Annotated in this window: 12 protein-coding genes; 2 read left to right on the plus strand and 10 right to left on the minus strand. The window is 48.1% G+C overall.

The window, feature by feature from the left end; genetic code table 11:
- Positions 1-751: HD domain-containing phosphohydrolase (locus tag ACKPQ4_RS06235; protein ID WP_407680338.1), on the plus strand; the 751-nt coding region annotated here is incomplete at its 5' end.
- Between the two features lie 33 nt (positions 752-784).
- Here the strand turns inward: ACKPQ4_RS06235 and nadA are convergent.
- Complete coding sequence (gene nadA / locus ACKPQ4_RS06240) at positions 785-1,765, minus strand: quinolinate synthase NadA (RefSeq protein ID WP_407680339.1); 981 nt, start codon at positions 1,763-1,765, stop codon at positions 785-787.
- Between the two features lie 24 nt (positions 1,766-1,789).
- Entirely contained in the window at positions 1,790-2,257 is a 468-nt protein-coding gene (locus ACKPQ4_RS06245; protein WP_407680340.1) for a Fur family transcriptional regulator, read from the minus strand.
- A gap of 126 nt (positions 2,258-2,383) precedes the next feature.
- Here ACKPQ4_RS06245 and ACKPQ4_RS06250 point away from each other — a divergent pair, with 126 nt between their 5' ends.
- Positions 2,384-3,253: a peptidylprolyl isomerase gene (locus ACKPQ4_RS06250; RefSeq protein ID WP_407680341.1), complete on the plus strand. Its 870-nt coding sequence runs from the start codon at positions 2,384-2,386 to the stop codon at positions 3,251-3,253.
- Here the strand turns inward: ACKPQ4_RS06250 and metF are convergent, their stop codons facing one another.
- Genes metF through ACKPQ4_RS06290 form a run of 8 tightly spaced genes read right to left on the minus strand, consistent with a single transcriptional unit; the run spans position 3,254 to position 9,820 of the window.
- The gene (metF, locus tag ACKPQ4_RS06255) at positions 3,254-4,126 is read right to left on the minus strand and encodes a methylenetetrahydrofolate reductase [NAD(P)H] (RefSeq protein WP_407680342.1); all 873 of its coding nucleotides are present in this window, start codon (positions 4,124-4,126) and stop codon (positions 3,254-3,256) included.
- A gap of 58 nt (positions 4,127-4,184) precedes the next feature.
- Complete coding sequence (locus ACKPQ4_RS06260) at positions 4,185-5,558, minus strand: tetratricopeptide repeat protein (RefSeq protein WP_407680343.1); 1,374 nt, start codon at positions 5,556-5,558, stop codon at positions 4,185-4,187.
- Positions 5,555-6,232, minus strand: a complete 678-nt coding sequence (locus ACKPQ4_RS06265; RefSeq protein ID WP_407680344.1) for an energy transducer TonB — start codon at positions 6,230-6,232, stop codon at positions 5,555-5,557. Before ACKPQ4_RS06265 ends, ACKPQ4_RS06260 begins: the two co-directional genes overlap by 4 nt.
- Complete coding sequence (locus ACKPQ4_RS06270; protein WP_407680345.1) at positions 6,229-6,627, minus strand: ExbD/TolR family protein; 399 nt, start codon at positions 6,625-6,627, stop codon at positions 6,229-6,231. The genes ACKPQ4_RS06265 and ACKPQ4_RS06270 overlap by 4 nt, the downstream gene beginning before the upstream one ends.
- Positions 6,624-7,031 (minus strand): ExbD/TolR family protein, encoded by a 408-nt coding sequence (locus tag ACKPQ4_RS06275; protein ID WP_407680346.1) that lies wholly within the window; start codon positions 7,029-7,031, stop codon positions 6,624-6,626. The genes ACKPQ4_RS06270 and ACKPQ4_RS06275 overlap by 4 nt, the downstream gene beginning before the upstream one ends.
- Complete coding sequence (locus ACKPQ4_RS06280) at positions 7,028-7,630, minus strand: MotA/TolQ/ExbB proton channel family protein (RefSeq protein WP_407680347.1); 603 nt, start codon at positions 7,628-7,630, stop codon at positions 7,028-7,030. Before ACKPQ4_RS06280 ends, ACKPQ4_RS06275 begins: the two co-directional genes overlap by 4 nt.
- A complete protein-coding gene (locus ACKPQ4_RS06285; RefSeq protein ID WP_407680348.1) occupies positions 7,614-9,047 on the minus strand; it encodes a MotA/TolQ/ExbB proton channel family protein in 1,434 nt (477 codons plus the stop codon). The genes ACKPQ4_RS06280 and ACKPQ4_RS06285 overlap by 17 nt, the downstream gene beginning before the upstream one ends.
- A complete protein-coding gene (locus ACKPQ4_RS06290; protein WP_407680349.1) occupies positions 9,044-9,820 on the minus strand; it encodes a DUF3450 family protein in 777 nt (258 codons plus the stop codon). Before ACKPQ4_RS06290 ends, ACKPQ4_RS06285 begins: the two co-directional genes overlap by 4 nt.
- Positions 9,821-9,929 lie beyond the last annotated feature (109 nt).

Consider the following 9,929-nt stretch of genomic DNA (forward strand, 5'->3'; position numbering starts at 1 on the left):
CGAAAAAGAATTACTGGAAAAAACTCTCAACGGTGCTATCGGTGCGATTACATCTTTGTTATCCGCGGCGAATCCCTTGTTTTTTGGACGAGCCCAGCGAGTCAAGACCTTGGCTATAGAAGTTGCCAGAGAACTTAAAATTGACCACGGATGGCGTTTGCAAGTGGCGGCAGACTTTTGCTACCTCGGTTACCTGACTTTACCTCAGGATTCTCAGCAAAATGTATATGATGGAGGTGAGCTGACACCTGAAATGCAAAAAATCATTGTAAGTTTTCCCTCCTTTGTGAGTAATTTACTTAAGGACATACCCCGGCTAAACAAGATTCGAAAAATTATCGAATTTATTCAGGCTGATTATGAGGATACTGTTGGTGAGTTCCATGATGAGCGAAGGATTGCTTCGATTATTCGCTTGGCTCAGGAATATGACCAATATGAAACCAAAGGTTACTCGAAGGGCGAAATCTTTGAAAGTTTAAGACCCTTGGAAACTATTTTTCTTCCCGGTAGTTTAGATGCCCTGGCCAATACCCGAGAACTGCATGGTGGCTTTATGGAACCAAGTAAAGTCAGCCCAGCCAACTTAAAGCCAGGTATGCGCTTAATGGAGGAACTTGTTTTGTCGGATGGTAAGATGCTGGCTCCTTTAGGATCAATGGTCAGCCTGTCTTTTATTCAGATGATCCAAAGCCATTTGGCCGCGTTGGGAGAAGCCGTTTTCCCAGAAACCATAGAAGTACTAGCCTGATTAGCTAGTGGAGTGCTTGAAAGAGTCTTATTCCTAGACACTCCATTCAAGCATACGCTCGATGGGTAATCTCGAGCGTTCGATCAAATCCTCGTTCATGGAAATTTCCGGATTTTCATCCCTTAGGCAGGCAAGTAATTTGGGCAGGGTATTCATCTTCATGTATCGACAATCGTTGCAGGCACAATTACCAGTCGGACCGGCAACGAATTGCTTGTCCGGGAGTTCTCTTGTCAATCGATGCATCATTCCGGATTCAGTTAATATAATAAAGGTATCAGATGAATGGTCCTGACAATAGGACACCATTTTTTCGGTGCTGCAAACTTCATCAGCAAGATCGCGGACCGTTTGTATACATTCTGGGTGGGCGACCACAGGTGCATTAGGATACTCCAATCGGCAACGTTCGATGGAATCCCGGGTAAATAAAACATGAGCATAGCAACTGCCTGGCCAGAGGCGCATTTTTCGGCCGGTTTGTCCCATGACCCATTGGCCAAGGTTTTGATCGGGTACGAATAAAATCTCCCGATCTGCAGGCACTTGGTTGACAATGCTTACGGCATTTCCACTGGTGCAAATTACATCGCTCAGTCCTTTGACCGCTGCGGAACAATTAACATAAGCAACCACATAAAGGTCGGGATTTTCTTCCCGGTACTTCGCCAACTGATCGGCCGGACAGGAATCGGATAGAGAGCAACCGGCATCGAGGTCGGGAAGAAGCACGGTCTTCGATGGGTTTAATATCTTGGCAGTTTCCGCCATGAAGTGGACCCCGCAAAAGACAATTATATCAGCATCAGTTTTGGCTGCCTGACGAGCAAGGCCAAGAGAATCTCCAACATAATCTGCCACCTGTTGGATTGGATCGATCTGGTAATTGTGACAGAGCAGGACCGCATTTTTTTCTTTCTTTAGGCGGATAATTTCCTCTTGCTCGGCCGAAAGTTTTTCTGGTTCAGCAGAACGGCGAAAGATTTGCAGGAGAGGAGGGGAGGAGGTGGCCATACGAACAGGACGGGTGGCGGGCGGTTAATTTGTTTTGGCGCAAGCTCCGTTGCTTGCGAAAGTCGGGCAACTTGCCTGTACTTGTAAGCGCTGGTCGTTTACTTCAAGACCGAGTTTTTCCGAAACTGTACGCCCATACCATTCCATGAAAGGCGCATCCACATCGAAGATACGGTCACAATCGGAGCAAATAACTTGGGCTTTGAAGGTGGCACTCGATTCGTTGAGAGCATAAAACTTGTTGTCTTGTCCGACATCGATCATACGCACCGTCCCACTGCCAACAAGAAGGGGAAGGCAACGGTAAACAGTTGCCCTCGAAACGGTGTCGTCCACTTTTCTTGCATCCTGTAATAATTGATCTGCGGTAAAATGTCCGGACTGACGAAAGAGTGCATCGAATACCGCCTTGCGCTGTCCAGTCATACGCAAGCCTAAGCTGATCAAATAGTCAGAGAAATTTTCCCAGGATGTACGGTCGGGCTTGGCCATAATTAGTTATTTATCTTTTATGGCTCTGCCTATCGGTGAGGTCAATTGAATTGAGACGATTTTGAGAATTGGATTATCGTTCTTCGAACCTTGGCAGGTCGATCCGAAATAGGTAAGGTGGTCATTATGTCGATTAAGATAAACGACCAAGTTATTCCCGATTGGGCGATTGAGCGTCAAGCTGAAGCCCTGTATGAAAATGTGGCTAAAGGTATGCCAGGTAAGCCTCGTGAGATCATTACCATGTCTGCGCTCGATCTTGCCAAGGAACGGTTGATTGACCAGGCTCTGATGGCTCAGGAGAGTAGGAAACGAAAATATCAGGTGGACGGGGTCGAACTTCAAAAAAGGATTAAGCTATGGTTGAAGCAAAATGGTGGGAAGAAGGCCTTTGAAAAAATAAACAACCCAATGATTAAGAACCATGAAGATTTGAAGCGTGAATTATCCGATCAAATGCGGTTTAACCAATTGCTCGAAGAGGAGTCACAATGTGAGGACGCTTCGGATGAGGATGCTATTAAATATTATGAAGAAAGACCGGAACTTTTTAGGATGGAGGAACAGTTAACCGCTTCGCATTTGTTGAAGATGGCCAAATCGGAAGAAGAGTTCGATCAGGCTTTACAGCAGGTTGAGGAGTGGCGAAAGCGCTTAAAAAAGGGCGAGGATTTTACAGAACTTGTACGTGCGGAATCTGATGACAAGGGCAACGATGGAAACCTTGGTACCTTTGGGCGGGGACGAATGGTTCCGGAGTTTGAAAAAGCGGCCTATGCCCTGGAGCCCGGTGAGTTAAGTGAGCCGGTTAAAACACAGTTTGGATGGCATCTTATTCAATTACATGAAAGGGTTCCTGAAAAAATCACTCCGTTTGATGAGATTAAACAAAAAGTGGTCCAGTACCTAACTGAGCGTAAAAAAGATAAAATTTTTGAGCAATTCCTCGATGGATTAAAGGCTGAAGCTAAAATCGATGAAGTGTCTGGTATTTGATCAGTTTTTCATCAAGCCCTCAAGAATCTGAAGGGTGCTTTGGGGCTTATTGAGGGCATAAAGGTGGTAACCTGGTGCCCCCTTGGACAGTAAGTCTTTAACCTGTTGGAGAGCCCAATTAGCTCCAATAGATGGTTGGTCGGCTTCGTCCGCACATTCTAAATCATTTTCCAATTGGGAGGGAAGTCCTGCTTCGCACATAGCACAAAACCGACGGACTTGACCGATGGAAAGCACGGGTAGTAACCCGGGTAAAATCGGGATATCAATCCCAGACTCATGGCAACGGCTCACAAAGTTATGGTAGGCAGAATTATCGAAAAATAATTGAGTGGTTATAAAATCTGCCCCGGCATCCACTTTGGTCTTGAGGTTTTGTAAGTCGAATTCCGAATTCTTGGCTTCTGGGTGCTTCTCGGGATAGCCACCAACACCAATTCCAAAATCGGGAAAATTTTCCCGGATCAAAGAGACAAGATCAGAACCATAGGACAATCCACCAGGTACTGGTTTAAAAGTGGTTTCTCCCTTGGGCGGATCACCCCTTAGGGCCATGATGTTACGAAAACCAGCTTGAGAAAATTCCTCAAGGATTTCCAGAAGCTCATCCCGGGTATGACCCACGCAGGTTAGGTGGGGCATAACTTCAAATCCGTGCTCTTGCTGTAAAAGCTTGGCGTAGCGAAGAGTGGTGCCACGGGTGCCTCCTCCCGCCCCGTAAGTAATGGACACGAAGTCTGGGTTGTGTGGCTGGATCAAACTTGCTGTCTTAAGCATACGCTCGCCTCCAGCCTCGTCCTTGGGTGGGAAGAACTCTACTGAGAAAAGAGGTTTGTCTTGGGCAAAACGATTTTTAAGTGAACGACCTGTCATTATATTTCACATCAACGTATCATGATGCGTTGATGCGTTCAAGGAAGAAGCGACTCGTTTAAAGGCTTTTCCTCGCGCTCAGGTTGAGGTTATTGATAGCTTTTAGGTAACGGGCAACTCGGGGTTGCGGGGATAAGGTTTGAGCCCGTTCCAAAAGATCTGAAGCTAGTTGGTAATCCTTGGCTCCCACAAGCATGCGGGCATGACCGATTAGGGCAGTGACCTCGAATTCAGGCAACTTGGCCGCCCTTTCGAAGCGCAGCGCTGCTCGAGCATAATCCAATTCTTCTGTCGCCAGCCTTGCTGATAGAAGCAGGGCTTCTCCATCCAGGGGGTGTTTTTGGATGATTTCCTCAATGATTTTTGCAGCTTCTTCCCGCTTGCCTGTGGCAATACGGACTTCTGCTTGAAGCATACGGATTTCACGCTCGTCATCCTTGGAATATCCATTACCAAAAGTTTTTTGGATTTCTTCGAGGTATTTGAAGCCTGCCCCGTAGGACCCCCGATTGATCAATGCCTTGGCCGCCCGTGCATAGCGTGATAAACTGAGCTTTTGTTTTTTGGTTAGGGCTTGCTGGTAGGAAGCTAGCGAAAGTTCGTTAAGCCCCAGGTTATGATAGAGATCACCAAGTGATAGGGTACCTGCGGCATCCAGTTTATTCATTCGCCTGAGGGTTTCCAAAGCGATTACCGCATCCTGTTCCCTTCCAAGTCCCTGGAGGGCCGAAGCACGGGCCTTGTGGCAAAATAGGTCGTTCGGTTTGGTTTCGAGCAATTCATCAAGTAGGGCAAGAGCCTCCGGGTAGCGGTTCGTGGTAAGCAGGCAATTGACCAGTCCATTACGGGCATCAAGACTCTGGGGGTGAAGCAGAATGCCCATTCGGTAAGCATTTTCTGCTGAAACCACCCGACCGAGGGAAAGATGGCAATAGCCCAAGGCAACATAGCTGATACCATCCGCTTCTCCCAAACTTATTGCTTTGGCTAGATTTTGGGAGGCTGCATCGAGTTTCCCTAAGCTTAGTTGGACGAAGCCGAGGTTTTTACGGGCCCTTAAAAAAGAGGGGAATTTGCCCAGTGCTTTTTCGTAGGTCTGTTCTGATCGGGTGAGTCGGCCAAGCTGGTAATACATTGTACCGAGAGCGAAATCGAGTGCAGCACTTGTTTTGGGTTTAATTTTTTCTTCGAGATAAACGACCGCATCTTCCAGCTGATTTTCTGCTTTGGCTACCACTTCCCTCAGAATGAATTGTTCGGATTTATCGATCCGTGGCTCAACCTCGCTGCGAAACCCGTAATCTCCCATGAAACCACGAACAAATGCGGGATCGTTCCAAAAATCTTGGGTAAGTTCAGGAGGAGGTGCCTTGGCGGTCAGACCGAGCGAAAGACTTAAATGAGCGAAGGCTATGAAAAAGAAATTATTCATTTGAGCATAGAAAAGCGAACAGGGAGGTAGAATTCAACCTTTACTGGCTTACCGTTACGGGTTGGGGCTTCGTAGACGGATCCTTCGGCGGCTTTGCGGGATGCCTCCACGAAATCTGGGTGGGTAGTGGAAACCGTTTCCAAAACCTTAACCCTTCCACTTTCATTGATTTGCACAAGCAGTTTGACTTCTCCTTCGAGTCCTTTGCGGCGCAAGTGGGCTGGGTAAATTAACGATCCCCGCTTAACTACTCCGGGGTTGCGATCAAGTTGGTGCATGGCAAAGACAAGTTCCTGAGCAAACCCGGTGGGAGTTGGATTAAAGTTTGTCAGCGAGAATAGGGCTTTAAAATCTCCAGGGCCAACTTCCAAGGTGGCAGCACTAGGCTGGTTGAGTAAGTGCACTTTGGGAGTCTCCAGTGCAGGTGTGGGAAGTTCCATTTTTTTGACCACTTCTTTTTCCATCTCCGTTTTTGGCGGGGGGGGAGGGGTGTAGGTGGGAACATCTGCCGGACGAACGATCCATTCGTCTGGCCTAACGAATTCAGATAAAGGAAGCAGGCAAAATAAACCAAAGGAGACCAGGGCGGCCAGACCCATGCTTTTGACGCGTAAGTTGGGTAAGGGCTCAGTCTCAACCCCTGGTGTCCATTCGATATCCAACCCTTCTTTCATTGGGCAAGTGGGCTTAGTTTTACCGCCTGTGCACCCCCAAGCATGGCTTGATCCATTACTTGGGTTGCTAACCCGGCACGGGCACCGGGAGATACCCGTACGAGTACGGAAGGTGCTTTCTCCCCAGGGTTGGAACGAACCAAGGGGGCGACCTGTTCGATACCGATGGACATTCCATTCTGCAAAAGTTGACCTGAGGCAGGCAGATCAAAAGCCAGGGGTTCTTCGAGGTTATTTGAGGAAGAGGCGGTGTCCTTGTGCTTAGGGGTTATTCCAACCTCATTAACGAAGGAGGTGGCTACAATGAAAAAGATTAAGAGAATAAAGACCATATCTATGAGGGGAGATACATTTATCTCAGTGCGTTCCGGTTCCTGAACCAATCTTCTTCTCATGTCCTAGGCTTGCGGGTGGCGATCGATACAACAGCGGATTTTTTTCGGGCCTGAGCGACAATCTTAGCAAGGATCGACGCATCTGCCCATTGGTCGACCTGAATAACCACTGGTTTGCCTTTGTCTTTGCTTGCTTGTTCGACAAGGCCGGGAATTTCTTCCAGTTGCACGGAAGAGCCAGCATACTTAATTTCATTTTTACCGGAGAGGGCAAAAATAACCGCATTTTTTTCAAGAGCTTTTCCGGTAACTGCTTGGGGTCGGGTAACTTCAATTCCTGGAAGAGTGACGAAGGTCGCGGAAACGATGAAGAAAATTAACAGAATGAAGACCACATCAATTAGAGGGGACACATTAATCGCATCGGCTTCCGTATTTTCAATGTTTCTCGATCGGGATCTCATCTGGCAATCGGGCTGGGAACTTGGCGCAGGGATAAACTCTCCAGGCGGTTAATACATTGTAACCAGTCCTTCTTTCTACGGTTGAGTAGATGAATTAGGGCAATTGCTGGGATCGCAATCAATAAGCCTGCCTGAGTGGTTACCAGTGCTTGTGAAATACCACCGGCCACTAGATCCATCTTGTAACTATCCTGCATACTCAGGCCGTCAAAGGTACGAAGCATTCCTGCCACTGTTCCAAGTAGTCCAATCAGCGGGGCAGATGTTGCCAGAACGAAGAGAAAGCGTAGGCGGCGGTTGAGGAAGGAAGTTTCTCCGGTTCGCACCTGGTCGAAACGCCTCTGGGTTTCTTTTTGGTCGCGATGATCAGCAAGGCAGTAACGAAGTATACGGTCCACCCGTCCACCTCCTTTAAAAGCATCCCAACGTTCGCGAGGAAAAACTCGCAGGTCTGAGGGAATCACCGCATGTAAACGTAACCAAAGATCGAAGGATAGATAATAAAGATAAACTGCGAGCAAGCCGAGTGCTGGCATTAGAACGCCACCCTTTTCCCAAACAAAGGCTGCTTGGTCAATGAATTCAATGACTTGGTTCATCCTTCTTAACTGGCTCAGAAGCTAGTTCCTTGGGGGCTTCTTTTTTTAGATGGACGAGACGGGCGGAAAAGCCCTCCATCTTTGAAACCAGACCCTGTAGCCTTCGGGTGAGCAGTGCATGAGCGATGAGAGATGGAATAGCTGTAATTAGGCCAAATTTTGTGGTTACAAGGGCTTCGGAAATACCCCGGGCCAACTCACTGTTTTCGGGGTTTGCAAAGTTGGTTATTTGACGGAATACATCAATCATTCCCGTAACAGTCCCGAGTAAGCCGAGCAACGGGGCGGTAGCTGCGGTTATGGCAATCAGGGGCAATCCTTTTTCGAGGCGGGCCTGCCAATCGATAATGATTTCGTAAAGAATTTCTTCGAGAATCTCAGGCTTTTTCCCTCGGTATCCCTGAGCAGTTTTGCGAAGGAGTTCGAAAGGACCACCGAAATTTCCCGCTAGGGTAACCGGACCTTTGGGAAAGGGGATGCGTAAAACCTGAGCCGCTTTGAATAGGGCAATAAGTACTGAGGTTAGGGCGAAGAAAAGAATCGGATAGATCCAAATTCCACCCTTTTGCATTTCTTCAATCAGGGTGGGCTCACTTCCTGCAATCACTAGGGCCTTCCCCAAACTTGGGTCGAGAGGGAGGGTCGTGAGTTTTCCGACAGGGGATTGGAGGGATTGACCGATCAATGTGGAGGTCGATTGATTGGCAACCAACAACCGGGGCGGGGTATTTCGCCTGACTGAGTCCGGGCTCATTTCAAGGGTGGAATCCTCCACCCGTTCGTAACTTTTATCAAGAAATCCTGAACTGCCCTGTTCTCCACGGAAATAAAGCACTGGTCCGAGAGTCCAAAAAATACCAGATTCGCGAACGCCTTCAGGAGGAACAATTGCATCTCCGGAATAAGCACCGCCCCCAGCTTGTTTAAGCAGAGATGAGGTGGATAGTTCCGCCAGCTCTAAATAAGCGGTGAAACCACTAGCTCGGTCGCCTTTTTCCTTGGCCAAGGAGGAGGAAAGATTATTGGCATGAAGAATGCGCTCGGATGAGGGGATCGACTGAGTCCATCCACGGGCATAGTCCTTGAGCAAACGGAGCGAAGTTTCAAGCGCGGCCTCGTTTTCCCGGACTTCCTCTTGTAATTGAAGCAGGGAGGCATCCCGGTTGTCCCGCTGCCGCAAACGACGGTCAATTTCCACACGTTTTCCACGGGTATCCCGTTCGAGTTGGGCAACTTTTTGAGCCAATGGAATCTTTTCCTTTTCGATTTTTTGCCTGAGAAGAGCGAGCCGTTCTATAGAATCCTTTAAATCGTTGCGGGCATTTCCGCGCACTTGCTGGACCGATTGTGACCACAGGCAAGATCCCCAGCCAATGGCCATGAGTAAGAAGACAAACTTGGTCGTTGCCGGTTTCATTGATCAATACGTCCGGGAGCAGGCATAGGAAGTTTTAAAAACCTTGGCATTGCTTGGTTGTTGAGCATATCAACTCCGGTGGAAATTTCGCGTGCCAGTCCGTCCGACCTCGTCCATACCCAGCCTAAATTCTTGGGCTGTCCATATCCTGCCACGGTTCCTGATTCATTGACAAAATAAGCGCTACCCAATCCAAAATACATCACCTGGAACTCGCGCGACTGGTTGTCATCTAGGGTAAACTCCTGACGTTCCAATGTTACGGAACGGTGGAAGTTCTGAATGGACTGAAGAAGAGAGACCATTGCATCAACGCGCTCTCGAAGGGGGGGCATAGGCATTCCTTTACCAGGCACTAGTTTTTTGCGGTAGGGAGCAAGTCGGTCAGCAATGGGCGTGGGGAGAAGAGAAAATACACGATCCAATTTGGGTACTGCCCGATCTAGGCCACGGTGAAGCGAACTGGTTGCCTGCTGAGCAGCGTCTTTACGGGCAAGTAAATCTTCACGTTGTTTTGCTGCACCCACCGCTTCCTCGGCGGTTTCTTGGAGTTTGGAATTCAATTCACCAATCTCCGCATTTAGGGCTTGTTCGAGATCGAGCAGGGTTGATTTTTCCACATCCCAATCGCTCTCCTCTTCGGAGATTAGCCTTTCCGTGGCCACCCATTCCCCAATGATCTTGTGGGTCTCTTTAACTTCGGCATGCAGGAAGAAACCGGTACTGATAAACAGGACAAGAAAGTTTGGTAAGATAGAACGAGTCTTTATCATCAAAAATGTGTGCCCGAGCCTATCCCAAGGTAAGAGACTTGGAAAGCCTTTTTGAGACTGATTCTCAATGAAAGCAGTTTGAGGGCGAAAGACCTTTTGTTTTCAGAAG

The organism is Candidatus Chordibacter forsetii (assembly GCF_964187505.1).
GTDB lineage: Bacteria > Verrucomicrobiota > Verrucomicrobiia > Opitutales > Seribacteraceae > Chordibacter > Chordibacter forsetii.

Excerpts from the sequence above, each read along its gene's own strand:
- nadA (WP_407680339.1), bottom strand. The coding sequence starts at position 1,765 with ATGGCCACCTCCTCCCCTCCTCTCCTGCAAATCTTTCGCCGTTCTGCT.
- ACKPQ4_RS06245 (WP_407680340.1), bottom strand. The coding sequence starts at position 2,257 with ATGGCCAAGCCCGACCGTACATCCTGGGAAAATTTCTCTGACTATTTG.
- ACKPQ4_RS06250 (WP_407680341.1), top strand. The coding sequence starts at position 2,384 with ATGTCGATTAAGATAAACGACCAAGTTATTCCCGATTGGGCGATTGAG.
- metF (WP_407680342.1), bottom strand. The coding sequence starts at position 4,126 with ATGACAGGTCGTTCACTTAAAAATCGTTTTGCCCAAGACAAACCTCTT.
- ACKPQ4_RS06260 (WP_407680343.1), bottom strand. The coding sequence starts at position 5,558 with ATGAATAATTTCTTTTTCATAGCCTTCGCTCATTTAAGTCTTTCGCTC.
- ACKPQ4_RS06265 (WP_407680344.1), bottom strand. The coding sequence starts at position 6,232 with ATGAAAGAAGGGTTGGATATCGAATGGACACCAGGGGTTGAGACTGAG.
- ACKPQ4_RS06270 (WP_407680345.1), bottom strand. The coding sequence starts at position 6,627 with ATGAGAAGAAGATTGGTTCAGGAACCGGAACGCACTGAGATAAATGTA.
- ACKPQ4_RS06275 (WP_407680346.1), bottom strand. The coding sequence starts at position 7,031 with ATGAGATCCCGATCGAGAAACATTGAAAATACGGAAGCCGATGCGATT.
- ACKPQ4_RS06280 (WP_407680347.1), bottom strand. The coding sequence starts at position 7,630 with ATGAACCAAGTCATTGAATTCATTGACCAAGCAGCCTTTGTTTGGGAA.
- ACKPQ4_RS06285 (WP_407680348.1), bottom strand. The coding sequence starts at position 9,047 with ATGAAACCGGCAACGACCAAGTTTGTCTTCTTACTCATGGCCATTGGC.
- ACKPQ4_RS06290 (WP_407680349.1), bottom strand. The coding sequence starts at position 9,820 with ATGATAAAGACTCGTTCTATCTTACCAAACTTTCTTGTCCTGTTTATC.